At 67.9% G+C, this 19,506-nt stretch carries 8 protein-coding genes; all 8 read right to left on the reverse strand.

What is annotated here, in order from left to right:
• Positions 1 to 166 precede the first annotated feature (166 nt).
• Positions 167 to 2,557 carry a glycoside hydrolase family 95 protein gene (locus tag P6166_RS16105; protein ID WP_277765456.1) on the reverse strand — a complete coding sequence of 797 codons (2,391 nt, stop codon included), beginning with the start codon at positions 2,555 to 2,557 and terminating at the stop codon, positions 167 to 169.
• Between the two features lie 13 nt (positions 2,558 to 2,570).
• Positions 2,571 to 5,435 (reverse strand): TIM-barrel domain-containing protein, encoded by a 2,865-nt coding sequence (locus tag P6166_RS16110; protein WP_277765457.1) that lies wholly within the window; start codon positions 5,433 to 5,435, stop codon positions 2,571 to 2,573.
• A gap of 62 nt (positions 5,436 to 5,497) precedes the next feature.
• Positions 5,498 to 7,189, reverse strand: coding sequence for a DUF5597 domain-containing protein (locus tag P6166_RS16115; protein ID WP_277765458.1), 1,692 nt, complete (start codon positions 7,187 to 7,189; stop codon positions 5,498 to 5,500).
• Between the two features lie 18 nt (positions 7,190 to 7,207).
• Positions 7,208 to 9,130, reverse strand: coding sequence for a sialate O-acetylesterase (locus P6166_RS16120; protein ID WP_277765459.1), 1,923 nt, complete (start codon positions 9,128 to 9,130; stop codon positions 7,208 to 7,210).
• On the reverse strand, positions 9,127 to 11,358 hold the full coding sequence (locus tag P6166_RS16125) for a cellulase (RefSeq protein ID WP_345781882.1): 2,232 nt from the start codon (positions 11,356 to 11,358) through the stop codon (positions 9,127 to 9,129). The genes P6166_RS16120 and P6166_RS16125 overlap by 4 nt, the downstream gene beginning before the upstream one ends.
• 120 nt (positions 11,359 to 11,478) lie before the next feature.
• Positions 11,479 to 14,220 carry a TonB-dependent receptor gene (locus tag P6166_RS16130; RefSeq protein ID WP_277765460.1) on the reverse strand — a complete coding sequence of 914 codons (2,742 nt, stop codon included), beginning with the start codon at positions 14,218 to 14,220 and terminating at the stop codon, positions 11,479 to 11,481.
• Between the two features lie 859 nt (positions 14,221 to 15,079).
• Positions 15,080 to 18,016, reverse strand: a complete 2,937-nt coding sequence (locus P6166_RS16135) for a TonB-dependent receptor (RefSeq protein ID WP_277765483.1) — start codon at positions 18,014 to 18,016, stop codon at positions 15,080 to 15,082.
• 283 nt (positions 18,017 to 18,299) lie between these two features.
• Positions 18,300 to 19,256 carry a LysR family transcriptional regulator gene (locus P6166_RS16140; protein WP_277765461.1) on the reverse strand — a complete coding sequence of 319 codons (957 nt, stop codon included), beginning with the start codon at positions 19,254 to 19,256 and terminating at the stop codon, positions 18,300 to 18,302.
• Positions 19,257 to 19,506: the final 250 nt, after the last annotated feature.

The raw sequence follows: 19,506 nt of genomic DNA on the forward strand, positions 1-19,506 counted from the left end.
TTTCCGGGACCGTAGGCGACATGGATGTCGCCTACGAGCCTCCATGGATGGATTCACGGCGTGTCCCGGAAAGGGCCCGCCCCCGGGCGCCGCGCGATAGCCCCCTGGGCCGCGCATCAGCAAGAGCGAAAGCCCATCAACCAAGCAGAAGCCGCCCCTACCACCCTCACACCCGAACCAACCGCCCTTCGACTACCCGCAACGAAGCACCCCGCCCCGTCCTCAGTTCGACGGAGACGACCTGCTCCCCGTAGACCAACTCGTACCGCCCACCGGAATCGCTGCGTAACACCGCCTCGACCAACGCCCCCTCGGCCCAACGCAGATCCACCGACGCCGCCCCCCGCACCCGCAGCCCCTTCACCTCGCCCGCCGGCCAGGCCTTCGGCAAGGCAGGCAGCAGGAACACGCTCCCGCCCCAGCTCTGCAGCAGCATCTCGGTGATCCCCGCGGTGCCGCCAAAGTTGCCGTCGATCTGGAACGGCGGATGCGCATCGAACAGGTTCGGATAGCTGCGCTCCGGCGCCAGCAGCAGTTGCAGGATCTGGTAGGCATGCTCGCCATCGCGCAAACGCGCCCACAGGTTCAAGCGCCAGCCGATTCCCCAACCGGTGGCATTGTCCCCGCGGATCTCCAGCGAACGCCGCGCCGCCGCCGCCAGCGCCGGCGTATCGCGCACGTTGATCTGGCTGGAAGGATGCAGCGCGTACAGATGCGATACGTGCCGATGATGGATCTCCGGCGCGTCCATGTCCCAATCCTGCTGCCACTCCTGCAGCTGGCCCGCCTTGCCGATGCGGTTCGGCGGCAGCTGCTCGCGCAGCGCCACCAGCTTCTCCCCGAAGTCCGCATCCACCCCCAACATCTTGCCCATCGCCACGCACTGCGCGAACAGGTCGCGCAGGATCTGCGCATCCATCGTCGGCCCCGCGCACAGCGCCGCACCGAACGGATGCTGGTTCTCCGGCGAGATCGACGGATTGGTCACCATCGCCCCGGTATTCGGATCGCGCACTAGCGTAGCCACGAAAAATTCCGCCGCGCCCTTGAACAGCGGATAGATCTTTTCCAGGTATGCCCGGTCGCGCCCGTAATCCCAGCGGTCCCACAACTGCTGCAGCAACCACGCGCCTCCGGTTGGCCACAAGCTCCACTTCGCCCCGTCGATGGGGCCGGCCGAACGCCACAGGTCGGTGTTGTTGTGCACCACCCAGCCCGGCGCGTCGTACATCGCCTTCGCCGTATGCGCGCCAGTCTGCGAAAGCTCGAACAGCATGCGTTCCAGCGGTTCCACGCACTCGTGCAGCGCGTTGGCCTCCGCCGGCCAGTAGTTCATCTCGGTGTTGATGTTGACCGTGTACTTGCTCTCCCACGGCGGGGACATCAGCTCGTTCCAGATACCCTGCAGGTTCGCCGGCTGGCTGCCCGCGCGCGAACTGCAAATCAGCAGGTAACGACCGTATTGGTGGTACAGCGCCGCCAGCTGCGGATCGCCGCCGGCGGCGAAATCGCGCACGCGCTCGTGCGTGGGCCGCTGCATGGCCTCGCTGCGGCCCAGGTCGATCGCCACGCGCCGGAACAGCGTGCGATGCGCGGCCAGGTGGTCTTCGCGCAACTTCGCATACGGAACCGCCCGCGCCGCGGCTAGCTGCGCGGCGGTGATCGCCAGCGGGTCGCCGCTGACGTCGTCGAATCGTTTGTAGCTGGTCGCCGCGGTGAGCAGCAGCACCAGTTCGTCCGCGCCCTCGACGCGGATGCGGTCGCGCCGCAGCATCACCTTGCCGCCTTGGGCCAGCGGCAACACGCGCAGCGCGAACGACAGCTGGCCCTGTATGCCCTCGCGGCCCTGGTTGCGGCCGGCGAACAGCAGGCCCTCGCCATCGACCGTGATCTCCCCGTCCTGCGGGCTGTCGATGCCCACGCGCAGCGAGATGCCGCCGGGCTGGTCGGTACTCAGCCGCACCACGATGCATTGCGCATCGGGCGAGACGAACACTTCGCGCAGGTGGTTGCGCCCTTCCGAACGGAAGCGCGTGGTCGCCGTGGCGCTGTCCAGGTCCAGTTCGCGGCGATACCCGGCCGCGCCATCGGCGCGGTCGAAATCCAGCAGCAGGTCGGCCAGCGGCTGGTACGGCATCTGCTTCAGCGGGCGCGACAACATCCCGGCATCGGCCAGCGCCTCGGCCTCGGCGTAGCGGCCGGCGAACACCCGCTCACGCACCTTCGGCAACGTCTCCAACGCCTTCGGGTTGGTGGCGTCGTAAGGACCGCCGGCGTAGAGCGTGTCCTCGTTGAGCTGCAGGCGCTCGTGCGCCAACCCGCCCCACACCATCGCGCCGAGGCGGCCGTTGCCGACCGGCAGCGCCTCCACCCACTCGGTGGCCGGGCGCGGATACCACAACACCAGTTCGCCGGGTGGCGCCACCGGCGGCGGCACCGGCGGCGGCACCGTCGGGAGGGGACGGCGCGCCGCCAGTGCGCCAGGGGCCGCCGCCAGCGCGGCAGCCCCCAGGCCCACGGCCTTGCACAGTTCGCGACGACTCAGTTCCAAGGCCAAGGGATCGCTCCGCTTACTTGCGCTTCACGACGACCGCCTTGCCGGCGTACTGCACCTGAGCGTCGGCCTTCGGCTCCAGCTGGCCGGCGTCCTCGCGCGGGCCGCTGACGAAGCGCACCTTGAACGTGCGCTTGGCCTGCATGCCCGGCCATTGGCCTTCGCGCGCGCCGATGCGCAACTCGCCCTTGGCCTCGTCCCACGCCAGCGGGATACGGCTGAACTCGCCCTTCTCGTAGCCGTAGCCCAGGCCATCGTCCTCGTACAGCGAGAACGTGCCATCCGCACCGGTGTACACCACGATCGTCACCGGCGCGTCGGCCTGCTGGTCGACGTACTGCTGCACCGGGCCGGTCGGCACGATGGCGCCGGCACGCACGAACAGCGGCATGCGCTCGATCGGCGCGGCGGCGGTGATCGACTGGCCGCCCTCGTAACGCTGGCCGGTGTAGAAGTCCAGCCACGAGGTGCCGGCCGGCAGGTACACCGGGCGCGAGGTGGCCCCGAACTCGCTCACCGGCGCGACCAGGAACGCCGGGCCGAACAGGTATTCGTCGTTGAGGTCGGCGACCTTGGCGTCGTTCGGGAAGTCCATCACCAGCCCGCGCATGATCACGCCGTCGCGGTGGTAGGTGTCGCCGGCCAGCGTGTAGATGTACGGCATCAGCGTGTAGCGCAGGCGGTCGTAGTAGGCCATCGAGGCGTAGTGCGGCGTGCCTTCCGGCGCGATGTTCCAAATCTCGCGGTACGGGAACTGGCCGTGCGAGCGGAACAGCGGCACGAATGCGCCGAACTGGAACCAGCGCGTCTGCAGCTCGCGCCATTCCGGCAGGTGCGCCGGGTCCTGGTCCTCGTAGCGCTTCTCCACCGAGAAGCCGCCGATGTCGAAGGTCCAGTTCGGCAGGCCCGACATCGAGGTGTTCACGCCGGCGGAGATCTGCTCCTTCATGTTGTCCCAGCGCGAGACGATATCCCCGCTCCATACCGCCACTGCATTGCGCTGCGTGCCGGCATAGCCCTTGCGCGAGAGGATGAACACGCGCTTGTTGTCGGCCTCTCGGTCGCCCTCGTACACGCCGTGGGTGTGCGGCAGCGGATAGGCGTTGAAGTACTCGGTCGAGGAACCCAGCGCGTTGGGCGTCAGGCGTTCCTTGCGGGTGTCGATGTCCAGGTTGGAATGGATGTCCGGCTCGTCGGCGTCCATCCACCAGGCGTCGATGCCCTTGCTGTTGAGCTTCTCGTTGATCTGGCGCCAGTAGATCTTCTGCGCCTCCACGGCGAAGGGATCGTAGAACGCGTTGAGGTAGCCCTTGCCGATCCAGTCCAGCTCGCCGGCCTCCACGTTCTTGGTGAACATGTAGCCCTTGGACGCCAGCTCCTTGTAGTTCTCCGTGTTCGGGTAGAACTTCGGCCAGATGGAGATCATCAGGTGGGTGTTGTGGTCATGGAAATACTTGACCATCGCATCCGGGTCGGGCCAGAACTGCTTGTCGAAATCGTGCGAGCCCCACGCATCCACCGGCCAGTACGACCAGTCGAGCACGATGTTGTCCAGCGGCAGGTCGCGGCGGCGGTATTCGGCCACCACGTCCTCCATCTCCTTCTGGTTCTTGTAGCGCTCGCGGCTCTGCCAGAAGCCGTAGGCCCACTTGGGCAGCAGCACGGCCTTGCCGGTGAGTTCGCGATAGCCGCCAATGACCTGGTCGGCATTGGCGCCGGCCACGAAGTAGTAGTCGATGATCTGGCCGGCTTCCGACCACAGCGACAGGTCCTTGGCCTCGGCCGCCGGCAACGGGTCGCGATGCAGCAGCGCGATGTAGCTCGGGTCGATCAGGTCCCACTCCACCTTGACGTGGTGGCGCTTGCCCGGGGCCAGTTCCAGGGTGAACTCGTGGTGCCACGGGTTCCAGTTCTGGCGCCAGCGGTCCAGAACCAGCTTGCCGTCCACCCACAGCTTGGCGTATTCGCTCGAATACAGCGAGAAGCTGTGCTCGCCGCCGCTGAGCGCCTCGATGTCGCCTTCCCAGCTGACCGTCGCACGCCCTTCCTTGGCCGGCTTGCCCTTGGCGGGGAACTTCACCAGGTCCTTGATGTACTGGTAGTTGACCTCGCTTTCGCGGCGCTCCACCACCTGCTTGCCGTTGACCGCGTAGCGCGCGGTGAGCGCGCCGGGCTTGCCCTTGGCGTCATACAGCTTGAGGGACTTGTTCAACGGCTGCAGGCCGCGCGGGTCGCCCAGGCGGGTGATCGAATTGTTGTCCCACAGGATGCCGTAGTTGCGGCTGGAGACGAGGAACGGCACGGCCAGGTCGATATTGCTCTGCAGCAGCTCGACGTTGCGGCCCTTCTGGTCCATCCAGCCCTGCTGGTGCTGGCCGAAGCCGTACAGGCCCTCGCCGTCGGGCGAGCTGAAGCGCTGGCGCGTGCTCAGCAGGCCGTCCTTGCCGTCGACTTGGATCGGGGTGAACGTGCGGCCGCCGGCCACTTCGGAAAGGATTTCCTTGCCGTTGGCATCGGTGAAGCTGACATGGCCATCGGCGGTGGAGACATGCGCGGTGACCTGGGCGGTCTTCAGCTGCACTTCTCCCGCCTGCTCGGCCACCTGGAAGGCAGGCACCGGCTTGCCGGCCGGCACGCGCATCAGGCTCTCCGAGCGCTTGAACTCGCCCTTCGGATCGGCGCTGACACGGATGATGCCCTCATCGACCACCTGCAGCCGCACCGCGGCCGCGCCGGCCTGCGCCGGCTTGACCACCACGCCTTCGGCGTTGCGCTGCACTTCCTGCGCGCCTGCGGTGCCGGCCAGCGCCAAGCCCGCCAGCGCGATCGCCAGCCCCTGCGCCAGCGTGCGCCGCTGGATACCCTGATTGCCGTGTCGCATGTTCTCTCCCTATCGGTAATGCGTGAGCGGCGCGTCGATGCTTGCCGGCGCGCCTTTTGGATTTACTTCCAGGTCGCCAGCTTGATCTTCAGCAGCGTGTCGGCACTGGAGAAATTGACGCCGTAATCGGTCTGGTCGCCGTTCCAGTTGCGCTGGAACACCCACTGGCCCTGCGCGTCGTAATACCCTTCCTCGACGCGGTCGTAGACCATGTTGGCGGTGGCCTCGCTGGCCGGGTGCAGGGTCACGCGCGCGTGGTAGGCGGTGACCAGGAATTCGTCCGGGCCCAGCTCGGCGATCAGCGCCGCGCCCACCGGCTCGGGATTGCCCGGCGGCTCGCCCTGGAACCAGAACTGCGGCACGCCGTACGTGACCGTCGCCGACCAGCGCGCATTGAGCGCGATTTCCTGCACCGCCTGGCCCGGCTGCTCGGCCACGCCGTGCAGCTTGCCTTCGCGGGAGGCCTGCGCGAACGCCGGCAAGCCCCGCTTCACCAGCCGATAGCCGAGCGCGAACGGCGCCAGCGCGTCCTTGTCCACGTGCTTGGCGCCCAGCGGATAGTTGCTGTAGCGCGTGTAGTCGATGCCGAACGCCGACCAGCCGATGCCGTCGTGGCCCAGCGTCGGGAACAGGTATCGCGCGTACTCGGCCCGGTTGCCGGTCTCGGCCACGAACAACGGGTTGTCCGGCCGTGCGTAACGCTCCAGCACCGTGGTGTACATCAGGTATTCGGGCATGTAGATGTCCGGCGCCAGCAGGTCGATGTGCGGGCCGGCGGCCTTCCATACGTCGAGCACGTTGTCGGTCGGGCCGCCGCTGGCGTACTTGCCCGGCTGGCCGGGGTTGAACGGGCCGCGCAGCGCGCCGTTGACGTACATCGGCAGCGGGTATTCGGCCTTGCCGGCCTCGGCCACCTGGTCGATGAAGCGCGCGATGTGCCAGGCGTGGAAGAACTCGTCCGCATCGCCACCGAACACCTGCGACCAGGTGCCAGGCTGCTTGCCGAGCTTCTTCAGCAGGGCGTCCGGCACCGGGCCGTTGAAGGCCTCCTGCGCCATGGGCGAGAAGTCGCGCACGCTGCCGTAGGTGCCCGGCTCGTTCTCCGGCTGCACCATGATGACGGTGCGCTGCGGGTCGGCCTGCTTGAGGTGCTTCATCAGCGCGACGAACGCCTTGCGGTCGGCGTCCAGCGTTTCCTTGCCCAGCGGCGAGAGCGAGCCGATGCTGCGGCCGTCGGCGGTGACCACGCGCGGGAAGCGCTGGTTGTCGGTCTTCACCCAGTGCGGCGTGTAGGCCGGGCCGTTGTTCTTCCAGGTGCCGAACCACAGCAGCACCAGGCGCACGTCATGTTCGCGCGCCTGCTTCAGCAAGGTATCGACGAAGGAGAAATCGAACTTGCCCTCTTCCGCTTCGACCTGTTCCCAGGCAATCGGCACCTGCACCGTGTTGGCGCCGATGTCGGCGACCGCCGGCCACACCTGCTCCAGGGCTGCGGGATAGTTGGACGAATTGTTCACCTGCGCGCCCAAGATGAGGTACGGCTTGCCGTCCACGAGCAGCGCGTGCTTGCCGTCCTCGCTGACCAACTGCGGGATCGGCGCCTCCTGGCCCTGCGGCTGCTGGGCGGCGGCCGGCGCATCGGCGCTGGCCGGCGCCGCCTGTTCGGCGCGCTGGCAGGCCGACAGCGCCAGCAGCAGCATCGCCGGCAGGGCCAGGCGGCGCAGGGCGCGGGGGGAGCGGGAGGAAGTGGGCATCATGCGGAAGGTCTCCGTTTACCAGCTGTCGGATCGGAACGGCGAAGCAGGCAGCTGCTCGCGGTTGACGAGATTGGCGCTCGGGCTGCCCTGCCAGGCATAGCGCACGGCGACCGGCGTGGGCACCGCGTCGCTGCGCACGACCACGCGTTCGCCTTCGATGCGTGCCTGCGCGGGATGGAACTTGCGGTCGGCCCCGGCCACGGCGAAGCCTTCCAGCGCGCCGCCGCCACGCACGGCCAGCGCGCTGCCCTGCAGGTCGAAGCCCAGCGTGGCCGCGCCGTCGGCGAACTGCGCGCTGGTGAACACCGGGCCGCTGTAGACCAGCGTTTCGCCATAGGCGACGTGGCGGGCCGCCAGCGCCAGGCGGTGGCCAACCTCGCGCTTGTTGGTGGGGTGGATGTCGTCGCGATTGCCGATGTCGAGGGTCACCGCCTGGCCGGTGGCCGGCAGCGACAGCGTCCTGGATTGCGATTCGCGCAGGATCGACCACGGGCTGATGTCGCCGTTGTCGGATTTGTCATCGAAGTTCGCCAGCTGCACCCACAGGAACGGCAGCTGCGGCGCGTGGCGGTCCGCGCGCCAGCTGCGGATCATCGTGGGGAATTGCTCGCGATAGCGCAGCGCCGCGTTGCCGGCGAGCTTGGCGTTGCTCTCGCCCTGGTACCAGATGACGCCGCGCACCGGGAAGCGCTGTAGCGGGTGGATCATCACGTTGTAGAGCAGCGTGGGCTGCTGGTTCTTGTCGTCGATCATGCCGACCGTGCCCTGCGCGGGGCGGAACTTCCAGGCACCGTCGAACGGGCGGCGCTGGCCGCCGGCCGGCTGCACGTACAGCTCGTCGGCTTCGCCGTGGATGCCGCCACCGCCGCCGGTGTCCACCACCTGCACGGCCAGTACGTTGCGGCCGGCGCGCAGCGCGCTCGGCGGCACGGCATAGGCGCGCAGCGTGTCGTAACTGTTTTCGATGTGCCCCACGCGCTGGCCGTTGACGTAGGTGGTATCGGTATCGTCCACGCGCGCCACGCCCACGGTCACGCCGCGGCGCGCTTCTTCCGCGCTCAGGGTGAAGGACGTGCGGTACCATGCCACGCCATCCATGCCGGCATAGCCGGCGGCTTCCCAGTTCGCCGGCACGCGGATGCTGTCCCAGCCGCTGTCGTCGTACTGCGGTTCACGCCAGCCCTCGCTGCTCTGCCCTTCCGGCAGGGCGTAGCGCGCCAGCTTCTCGCGCGTGGCCACCAGCGCGGCTTCGTCGCGTTGGCGCATCTGCTCGCCCTGCCGCGCCAGCGCCGCCGCGTCGATACCCTGCGACGCGGCGTCCATCCACGCCTCGATGGCGCTGCCGCCCCAGGTGCTGTCGATGATGCCGATCGGCACGCCGGTGCTGCGCCGCAGGTCCTGCGCGAAGTAATAGCCCACCGCGGAGAATTCGGCCGCGTTGGCGGGACTGGCGGCCTGCCAGCTGCCGCCGGCCAGTTCGTCCTCCGGCTTGGCCGACCACGACTTGGGCACCTTGAAATGGCGGATCTTCGCGTCGGCCGCCGAGGCCACCGCGGCCGGACCGCCGTCGGACTTCACCAGCGGGAATTCCATGTTCGACTGCCCGCTCGCCAGCCACACATCGCCGAGGAGGATGTCATCCACCTTCAGCGTGCCGCCGTCGCCCTGCACCTGCAGCACGTAGGGGCCACCGGCGCGGTGCGCCGGCAAGGTGGCCTGCCATTGGCCGCGCGCATCGGCCTTCGCCGTGGCCTGCTGGCCATCCAGGCGCACGGTGAGCGTGGCGCCGGGCGTGGCCCAGCCCCACACCGGGATAGGCTGGTCGCGCTGCAGCACGGCGCCTTCGCCGAACAGCAGCGGCAGGCGCGGCGCGGCGGCGGCCGGCAAGGCCGCGCAGCAGGCGGCGGCCAGGAGGACACGGCGGAACGGGAACGTCATCGGGGATCTCCATAGAAAATGCCACGGCCACCGGTCGCGAAATACACCCGCCCGGGCAGGCGCGGGTCGCCGGTGATGGCGTAGGGGCGGCCGAACCGGTGCGCGTCGTCGTCGATGCGCTGCCAGTGTGCCCCCTCGTCGGTCGAGCGGAACACCCCGCTCAATCCGTCGATGCGGCCGGCCAGGTACAACACCGGCGGTGCGCCCGCCGCCAGCGGCGCGCCCAGGCCGAGCGCGCGCGCCTCTTCCATCGTCGCCAGCGTGCGCAGCTGGCCGTCCTGCCAGCGCTGCACGCCGGCCTGCGGGCTGGCGAGATACACCACGCCCGCGCGCCAGGGATCGGGCCGCAGCTGCGGGCGCGTGCGCTCCACGCGCGATGGCGTGCCGACCTGCAGGCCGGTATCGGTGAAGGAAGCGCCGCCGTCGGTGCTGGTGAAGAAATCGCCGGTCGCGGCATCCACGCCGTACCAGCGCCGCGGATCGACGCGGTCGGCCTCGATGAGGATCGTCGCCGGCACGCCGCGCACGGCCTGCCAATGCGCGCCGAAGTCGTCGGTGGCCCACGCGCCTTGTGCGTTGACCGGCGCCCAGATCACGCGCCGGCCGTCGGCGGCGATCGCCAGGTGGCCGGCGCCCTCGCCTTGCGGCGGTTCGCTGGCGAACGCCTGCCAGTGCGCGCCGCCGTCGCGCGAGAACTGCGCGCGGATTTCGTTGTGGCGCCGGTTGCGCACGGTGCCGCTGCGTACCACCACCTGCGGCTGCTGGCCGGCGGCATCGATGCTCTCGCCGTTGGTCAGGCGCGGGCCGTCGTACTGCATCTGCGCGCGGTCGAGGTCGTCGTGGCGGAAGCCGTCGATGTCGCCCAGCGCGCTGAGCAGGTGCGCGCCGGCCATCGGGCTGTGCAGGTCGAGGGGAACCGTCTCTTCCAGGCCGGCGTCCTGGAACCACCATTGCAGGGGGGTGTGGCCGTCGTCGGCGGCGCCCAGGTTGCGCGAGGCCCAGATGCCGTAGCCGGTGACGAACAGCGCGTGGTCGCTGTCGTGGGGATCGATGACCACCGAGGCCATCCAGTGGGGCGTGGCCTGTACCGTCCACGGTGCAAGGGAATGATCGAATTCGGATTGGTCGAACAGCGGCCGCCAGGTGCTGCCACCGTCCAGGCTGCGGAACAGGTCGTCGCGCGGCGAATAGCGGCGGAAGGTGCTGGCGAGCAGCACGCGCGGGTCGTGCGGGTCCACCGCGACGGCGCCCCACCCGAAGCCGGGGCCCTGCGCCGGCTGCGGCGCGGGGCTGATATCGGTCCAGCGGCCGCTGCGCGGCTGGTATTTCCACAGCGCGCCGTTGGCCATCAGGTCCGGGCCGGGTTCGTCGCCGTAGGTGAGGTACCAGCTGCCGTCGCCGCCGGGCACCATGTGGCTGGGGCGGAACCGCGTCGGCTGGCCGGGGACCGGCTGCCAGTGCGCGCCGCCGTCTTCGGAGACGAACACGCTTTGCCCGGTCGTGGAGACGCCGGCATACAGGCGGGGCGTCGCGCGGCCGGGTTGGCCGCTGGCCGCATCGAAGGCGATGAACACGATGCCGATCTTCTGCTCGTGGCCGACATGGTTGCGCGCCCGCGAACCCGGCGCGGTGGCCGCTTCGGGGAACGCGGCCACGCGCTGCCAGCTTTCACCGCGGTCGGTACTGCGCCACAGGCCGGAATCGCGCGAGCCCAGGAACAGGATGCGCCCGTCGTGCGGATCGACCGCGATGCGCTCGCCGTTGCCGCGCCCCAGTTCGTTGCCGCCGAGCTTGAACGGCAGGTCGGTGCGCGCGAACGTGCGGCCGCGGTCGTGCGAACGCAGGATCGCCGCGTTGCCGGCGCGTTCGTGCATGTAGGTGCCGGCGGCCAGGTAAAGCGCGTCCGGGTCGTTCGGATCGACGGCCATGCCGTCGATGCCCATGAGGTTCTCGTCCTCGGCGCCGATCCAGTCGGTCAGCGCGATCCAGCGCTGCTGGGCGTCGTCCCAGCGATAGGCGCCGCCGACATCGGTGCGCGCATACAGCAGCCCCGGTTCGGTGGGGTGGAACAGCAGGCCGCTGACGAACCCGCCGCCACCGATGGCCACGCTGCGCCATTGATACGGCACCGCATCCACCGCCCAGGCGGGCACGGCGCACAGCCACAACAGCCCGAGCCACGCGAGGCTTCGGCACGCGTCGGCAAAAGTCTGGCAGGCACGGGGCATGGACTTGCCCATCGGTCGTCAGGCTCCCCTAGCTGGCCGATGGCGGGGCCATCGGAGGGTAAAACACCGATCCGGCGGCGCGAGGCACGCCGGATCGGAGACGCACTTCCTACGGCGCGTTCAGTAGCTGGCCCGCACGGTGAAGCCGTAGCGACGGTCGTTGATCACGAAGTCGCGGTAACGGGATTCGAAGCCCGTGTAGCTTTCGTTGCGGGTATCCAGCAGGTTGGTGCCGTCCAGCGAGACCGACCACACATCGTTGATGTTGTAGCGGATCGAGGCATCCAGCTGGCCGAAGCCCTTGTTGTAGACCGGCAGGTTGCCGGTGCCGTTGCCGGCGGTGGTCACCAGCCAGTCGCTGCGCCAGTTGTAGGCCACGCGGGCCTGGAACTTCGGCAGCTCGTAGCTGAGGATCACGTTGTAGCTGTTCTTCGACAGGCCTTCCAGCGGCACAACCAACTGGTTGCCGTTGGTATCGGTCGCGTTCGGGCTCGGGGCTTCCGAATCGACGTAGGTGTAGTTGGTCTGCAGGCCGAAGCCGCTCAGCCAACCCGGCAGGAAATCGAAGAACTGGGTGTAGCCGATTTCGGCGCCCTTGATGGTGCCTTCGTCGCCGTTGACCGGGCGGCTGATTTCCCACAGCTGGCCGTCGTAGACCTCTTCGAACACCGCGTTGGCGATGAAGCCCTTGACCTTCTTGTAGAACACCGTGCCGTACACCATCGAGCCCTTGCCGAAGTACCACTCCAGCGCGGTGTCGAACTGGTCGGCGGTCATCGGGTCGAGGTCGGGGTTACCCGCTGAACCGGTGCGCAGCGTGCCGGTGCCGGTATCGGTCGTGCTCAGGCTGAGGTTCGGGTTCATCTTGTCGAACGTGGGGCGCGAGATGCCGCGCGAGGCGGCGAAGCGCCACTGCAGGTTGTCCTTGAGGAACCAGCGCAGGTTCAGGCTCGGCAGCACTTCGGTGTAGGTCTTGTCGACCGAGATCGGCAGCAGGCCGCCACCCTCGGCGTCGGTCGCGGTGCGCACGCCGTTGGAGCTGACCTCGGTGCGCACGATGCGCACGCCGATGTTGCCGTCGAACGGCACCGAGGCGTCGTCCACGCCGAAGCGCAGCAGGCCGTACGCGGTGTAGGTCTTCTCGCCCTGGGTGTTGATGTTGTTGGGGCCGAACACCAGCGGGTCGGCGCCGAACGCCTTCAGGGTCTGCTCGTAGTTCTCCACCGCCGAGTCGGCCGCGGTGTAGGTCGGCCCGAACAGGAAGCTGTCGCCGCGGAAGAAGTCGTTGATCGGGTTCTGCACCAGCTGCACGCTGGGGTAGTCGGAGAACGCGGCGCCGGCACAGCCGTTGAGGCACATGAAGCGCCATACGTTGCCCTTGTTGGTCGCGTCGCGGTCGGTGTAGCGCACGCCGGCCTTGAAGCTGCGGGCGAAGCCGTCGTCGAACGCCAGGTCCATGTCGGTGCGCCAGGCGAACTGCTTGGCCTTGTTGTCGTCCTTGTTGTCCAGGTGCCACTTCCAGCCGACGTAGTTGGCCGGGTTGCCCAGGTAGTTGGCACTGCCATCCTTGCCGGTGAAGACCAGGCTGGGCAGGTCGCCGCTCAGGTCCATGGTGTACAGGGCGTTGCCTGCGGCCACTTCATCCAGGCCGGTGGCCACGATGTAGCGGGTGCCCTTGGTGGTGGCATCGACGTACTGGAAGTCGGTGCTCAGGTTCAGGCGGTCGTTGACGCGCCAGGTCGCACCGGCCGAGTAATCGGTGGTGATCGAGTGGCGGGTGGTGAGGCTGGTGTTCGAGTCGACCGGGGTGTTCTGGAAGGTGCCCTTGACGAACTCGTTGCGGTCGTTGACCACGAAGTCGTTGGCGCCGGCGGCCGGGATCATGTCCGCGCCGCTGCTGTAGCCGAAGATCGAGTAGTCATGCCACTGGAAGTCGTAGTCCGAGCGCATCACCTGCGCGTAGACCTCCACGTCGTCGTTCGGGCGCCACTGCAGGGCGGCCGCGCCGGTCTTGCGCTTGCGGTCGCCTTCGGTGGTATTGATGCCGGCGCCGTGCGGAACGTAGACCTCCTGGCCTTCGTAGCCGGGAATGTTGGTCTGGGTGTACCACGGTTCGATGGAGATGGTGTCCTGGCGGAACGAGCCATCCTGCTGGGAGAGGTTCACCAGCAGGCCGATCTCGCCGATGCCGGTCTGCCAGCGGTCGGAGAACAGGCCGGAGAACGCGGTCTCGCCCTTGTCGGCCAGGTCGTAGTAGTTGTACTGGGCGCTGCCGGCGATCTTCATGCCGTCGTAGTCGAACGGCAGGCGGGTGCGCAGGTCGACGGTGCCGCCCAGGCCGCCTTCGATCATGTCGGCCGAGGGGTTCTTGTAGACGTTGACGCCGGCGAGCAGTTCGGCCGAGACGTCTTCCAGGCTCAGGCCGCGGCCGTCGTTGGCGGTGAAGATGTCGCGGCCGTTGAGCTCGGTGCGGACCTGGGTGAGGCCGCGGATGGCGATGGTGCTGCCTTCGCCGTAGCTGCGGGCGATCTGGATGCCGGAGATGCGCTGCAGGGCTTCGGCGACGTTATTGTCGGGGAGCTTGCCGATATCCTCGGCGACGATGGAGTCGACGATCTGCTCGGCGTTCTGCTTGACGAGCTGGGCCTTGGTGACCGAGCTGCGGGTGCCGGTGACCTGGACGGTATCGAGCTGGGTGGCGGCGGTATCGGCCGGCTTGTCTTCCTGGGTGGCGTCCTGGGCGTAGGCCTGCGCGCTCAGCAGCGCGGCGACGCTGACAGCCATGACCGAACGACGGAAGTTGCGGATCGAACGCGAACCCACGACCGAGCCTGCCGGAACGTGGCGGTATTGCACTGACATGGTGCTCCCTCCCAGGACGCATGTACTGAATTTTTTGGCGGTGGTCACACGGGATGCGTGCCCTGCCCTCGATTTTTGTCTGCGGCTGGTCCGGCCCAGGCTCTAATGGCGTCGGTATCGGCGCGGGTTCGGGACGGATGGTCCCCTACCCATGTTCAGCTGCGGCGGCAGGATAGGCTCGGCCTCCCATGCCATACCAATGAAATATTGGGCGCGAAGTATAAACATTTCGTATACAGCGGTTGGATGGCTGTCCTGGCGATGGCTGCGCGGATGTCCTGCCGTTGCCGTATCGGTCAGGCGTGGCAATGGGTCGCGGATGTGGTGGCTTTGGCGGCTGGTGCGCCGGCTTGCTGAGACACGGCCCTGCGGGGGCGTCGCGCGGCATCCGGTGGCGCCCCCGGTTCGGGACACGCCGTGAACCCATCCATGGGGGCTCGTAGGCGACATCCATGTCGCCTACGGTCCCGAACCGGGGGCGCCACCGAATGCCCGATCCCTCCACACCACGGACCGAACTTCAAAAACAACCACCCTCAGACCACTTCTCGTTCATGCGGATAAGCCATGCGTCGCGGTAACACCCGCGGGCACTCATCGAAGCGGCCGTGTTTTTGATCTTCGATCGGTCTCGGTGGACGATCGGGCGTCCGGTGGCGGACCCTTGCCGGGACCGTAGGCGACATGGATGTCGCCTACGAGCCTCCATGGATGGATTCACGGCGTGTCCCGGCAAGGGTCCGCCACCGGGCGCCGTGCAAGATGTGCGAGCTGTTCAAGCCGCGCAAGCCATGCAAGCCATGCATCGCGAATCCAGACATAAAAAGGGGCCGCGAAGCGGCCCCACCCAAACCCCCACCTACCAACTAGCCCGCAGCACCAACGAATACCGCCGGTCGTTGACGAACCATCCGCGCGTGTACAACCGCGTATCCACCTCCCCATCCGCGTAGGACGTCGGCCCCATCAGCACCTTGGTCGTCGAATCGGTGAGGTTGTTGGCCTGGATGCCCAACTGCCAGTGGTCGTCGAAGCGATAGAACGCAGAGCCGTCGAGCTGGCCGTAGTCGTCCGCCCAGGTCGGCAGATGCGTGGCCGCATCGCTCGTCGTCAGCAGGTAGCGCGAACGCCAGTTGTAGGCCAGCCGGATCGACCAGGGCCCCTTCTCGTAGATGCCCGCAACGTTGTAGCTGCGCCGCGACAAGCCCTCCAGCGGCAGCTTCACCCCCGTCACCGTCGTGTTGCTGTACGGATCGGTGGCCGTGTTCACCCCGCCCGAGCTGTCCACGAAGGTGAAGTTGCCGGTCACGCCAAAGCCGCTCAGCCAGCCCGGCAGCGAATCGAAGAACTGCGTGTAGCCCAGCTCGAAGCCCTGGATGCGGCCCTTGTCCATGTTGTACGGGCGCGTCACCAGCCAATCCTGGCCGCCGTAGGTTTCCGTGCGCGTCTGCGTGGAGAAATAGTTCTTCACGTCCTTGTAGAACAGCGTCGCATACAGCAGGTCGCTGTTGTCGAAGTACCACTCCAGCGCCGTGTCGAACTGGTTGGCCGTCATCGGCTTCAGGTCCGGGTTGCCGGCGGTGCCCGTCCACTCTGAGACCGTGCCATCGTCCTCGGTCGTCGCCGCCAGTTGCAGGTAGGCCTGCAGCTGCGTGAAATCCGGCCGCGCCATCGCGCGCGAGGCGGCGATGCGCCATTGCAGGTCCTCGCGCAGCTTGAAGCGCACGTTGAGGCTGGGCAGTACGTCGGTGTACTGGCCGCGCGAGTTGGCGCTGAAGTATTGCCCGTGGTACAGCGCCTTCAGCGCGTCCGAGGCCGCCGTCGCCGACAGGTCCGGATAGAGGCCATAGCCATCGGCCTGGGTCTTGGTCTGCACGACGCGTACGCCGACGTTGCCGTCCACCGGAACGCCCAGCGCCTCGTCGTTGCCGAAGTACACCGCTGCATAGGCCGCCTCGGTGCGCTCGAACTGGCGGTTGGTGTCCTGCAGGTTGTATTGGTCCGGGGCCCAGCCCCACCCGCGCAGGTCGTAGAACTGCTGGAGCATCTGCGAGGTCGCCGTGTAGTGCCTGGGCAGCGAATCGAGCGGGAACTGCAGGTTGCCCGGCAGGTTCACCTTGCCGCGGAAGAAATTCGGGAACGTGTACAGGTGCGCCGAGCCGTCCAGGTACGCATCCAGCGTGGCCAGGCCGCTCGCCGTCGTCGGGAGGGTGGCCCAGTTGTCGCTCAGCACGCCCCAGTTGTAGCCGGAATTCTTGTTGGTCTGCGTGCGGTCGGTGGCGCGCAGGCCGAAGCGCGCAAAGCGCAGCCAGCTGCTGTCCTGGAAGGTGTATTCCAGGTCCACGCGGGTGGACAACTGCCGGCCCCGATTCTGCGCCAGGTGGTCCATCGCCGCGGCCCAGAAATAGTTGGCCGGGTCGGCCGCGTAAGCGGGATCGTCGATCGCCACGCTCGGGTAGCGGCCGGAAAGGTCGTAGCGCAGGCCCGGCAGGTAGGTGGCGGTGAAGACGGTGAAGTCCAGGTTGTCGCTCTTGGACTGCACCAGCTGCATGTCGCCCTTCAGCACCAGGTTGTCGTTGAGGTAATGGCTGAAGCCGGCCGACAGATCCGAAGTCGTCGTCTTCTGCTGCGCATAGCGGTTGTCGGTGTTGAAGCGCACGCCATCGGTGGTGAGGTTGCCGCGCCAGGAACTGGACACCGGCGAGCCACTGACGAACACGCCGCGGTCGTCGTACTCGAACGTGGTGCCGGCCGCCGGTACGATGGCATCGCTGGTGTCGTTGAAGAACGCGGCGCGCTCCTGCCAGTTCATGTCGTACTTCGAACGCAGGTATTGCACGTAGACCTCGGTGGCATCGCTCGGGCGCCACTGGAACGCCGCGCCCACGCCGTCGCGCTTGCGGTTGAAATCCAGCTCGCGCCAGTTGATGCCGCCGGGCACGTAGACCTGGTCGAAATCGGTGCCGGCGCGCACCGCGTCATCGGTGCGGCGCACGAATGGCTCCACCTGGATGCCGTCCGAACGCGTGGCCAGTTCCGAATGCGCCACGTCCACCAGCAACCCCATCTCGCCGATGCCGGTCTGCCAGCGATTGGAGTACAGGAACGAGGCCGAGGGCTTGTATTCCTTGCTGAAGTCGCCGTAGTTGACGTCGGCGGTGCCGCCGATCAACGCGCCTTCCTGGTCGAACGGCTTGCGCGTGCGCAGGTTCACCGTGCCGCCCAGGCCGCCCTCGATGATCTCCGCCGACGGGTTCTTGTACACGTCCACGCCGGCCATCAGCTCGGCTGGCACGTCCTCGAAGCTCAGCCCGCGCCCGCTGGCGGCGCTGAAGATATCGCGCCCGTTGAGTTCGCCGCGCACCTGGGTCAGGCCGCGGATCATCACGCCCGAACCTTCGGCGGAGAAATGGTCCGGGTCGTTGCGCGCCATGAAATGGTCGATGGTCACGCCCGAGACGCGCTGCAACGTCTCGGTGACGCTGCGGTCGGGCAGCGCGCCGATGTCCTCGGCGCTCACCGAATCGACGATCTGCTCCGAGTCGCGCTTGATCACCTGCGAGGCGATCAGGCTGGCTTTCACGCCGCGCACCTCCACCGTGTCCAGGTCCACCGCCTCGCGCTTGCCGCCCTGGCCGGTGGAAGTGCGGGGCTTGGCGTTGTCGGCCGCGGTGTCCTGCACGCCGGCATCCTGCGCCCAGGCAGGCGCGGCCAGTTGCAGCGCGATGGCCGCGGCGAGCACGCCGCGCGAACAACGAACCAGGTGATTACGACGCACGCGCGGCCCTGCCGGCATACGGCTCAATACGATCGACATCGCGGTTCCCTCCCAGGACGAACGATGAATGGCGTTGTGATGTGCGCGGAAGGCCGTCGCGCCGCCTCGCCATGCCGACGCGCTCGCGTGGCATGCCCCCTGTGGCGGCGGATCGGTGTGCCCGACTTGGACGTCGCTTCGGCCGCCTTCCGCAGCCGACGTATACGCAGGGCCACACGACGCGCACCAATGAAAAAATTGGCGCGCGCTATGCCGTCCTGGAATGGCTGCGCGTCATGCGCGGGGGAAAACGGTTACCGGTTTACGCGCGCGTATCCGGGTAAAGGCGCCGCGCGGTGCTGCGCAATGCCTGCAGGATGCGGTCGGCGCCAGGCGGCAACACGTAGTCCCGGCGCAGGATGATGCCGAACGACTCCATCCGCACGCCCAGCTCGATCGGCAGCACGGTCAGCAGCTTGGCCTGGATCAGCGGCGCCACCGAGTCCACCGGCAGCGCGGTGAGCAGGTCGCTGCCGCGCAGCAGGTTGGTGGTCACCGGCAGCGAGGCGGTCTCGATCACGTTCATCGGCGCCTGCACGCCGTGCTCCAGGAACATCGAATCCAGGCGCGAACGCAACACGCTGTCGGCCGGCGGCAGGACCCAGCCGTAGCGCACCAGGTCGGCATGCTGCAGCGTGCCGCGGTTGGCCAGCGGGTGGCCCGCCCGGGCGATGACCGAATGCGGCTCGTCGGCCAGCGGCTCGAAGTCCAGTTCGCCCGCGCCTTCCGGGCCCATGATGCGGCCGATCACGATGTCCAGCTGGCCGTCCAGCAGCTTGGCCACCAGGTGCCGGCTGTAATCCATCTCCACGCGGATCAGGATGTCGGGGAATTCGCGCTTCACCTCGGCAATGGCCTGCGGCACCAGCGTGGTACCCGGGTTGACCACCGTGCCGATCGAGGCCTGGCCCATGCGCCCGCTGCGCAGCGCGGCGATCTCCTCCTGCGCGCGGCCGATCTCCGACATCGCCGCGCGGGCCCGGCGCACCAGCACCTGGCCGTACCAGGTCGGCTCCACGCCGCGCGCATGGCGCTCGAACAGCTTGACCCCCAGCAGGTCCTCCATTTCCGCCAGCAGCTTGGAGGCCGCCGGCTGGGTCATGCTGGCCGCCTCGGCCGCGCGCAGTACCGAACGCTGTTCGTACAGGTGCAGCAGCAGGAGCAGTTGGCGGGTCTTGAGGCGCGATGCGTTGAACCAGGGGGTGCTGGGAGATGCCATGAAAGGATTCTTTATAGGACAGCCGTATTCGCCAGGGGAATAGAATATGCCGAAAATTTCATTTGCCGCACATATCTCGCCCGCGCGAGGCTATCGGACGCTGAATCAGGAGACCCCCACCTCCGGATCGGCGGCCATAACAGGCGCGACCCACCCCTCCCCCACGCCGGGGTGGCAACGCGCCGACGCCAGGAAAGTCAGGAGGAACCAGATGGGGATCCACCCCTTGCCGCGTCGCGGCCGTCACCCG

It is taken from the genome of Stenotrophomonas sp. HITSZ_GD, assembly GCF_029543105.1.
Classification (GTDB): domain Bacteria; phylum Pseudomonadota; class Gammaproteobacteria; order Xanthomonadales; family Xanthomonadaceae; genus Stenotrophomonas_A.

Excerpts from the sequence above, each read along its gene's own strand:
- P6166_RS16110 (WP_277765457.1), bottom strand. The coding sequence starts at position 5,435 with ATGCGACACGGCAATCAGGGTATCCAGCGGCGCACGCTGGCGCAGGGG.
- P6166_RS16115 (WP_277765458.1), bottom strand. The coding sequence starts at position 7,189 with ATGCCCACTTCCTCCCGCTCCCCCCGCGCCCTGCGCCGCCTGGCCCTG.
- P6166_RS16120 (WP_277765459.1), bottom strand. The coding sequence starts at position 9,130 with ATGACGTTCCCGTTCCGCCGTGTCCTCCTGGCCGCCGCCTGCTGCGCG.
- P6166_RS16125 (WP_345781882.1), bottom strand. The coding sequence starts at position 11,358 with ATGCCCCGTGCCTGCCAGACTTTTGCCGACGCGTGCCGAAGCCTCGCG.
- P6166_RS16130 (WP_277765460.1), bottom strand. The coding sequence starts at position 14,220 with ATGTCAGTGCAATACCGCCACGTTCCGGCAGGCTCGGTCGTGGGTTCG.
- P6166_RS16135 (WP_277765483.1), bottom strand. The coding sequence starts at position 18,016 with ATGCCGGCAGGGCCGCGCGTGCGTCGTAATCACCTGGTTCGTTGTTCG.
- P6166_RS16140 (WP_277765461.1), bottom strand. The coding sequence starts at position 19,256 with ATGGCATCTCCCAGCACCCCCTGGTTCAACGCATCGCGCCTCAAGACC.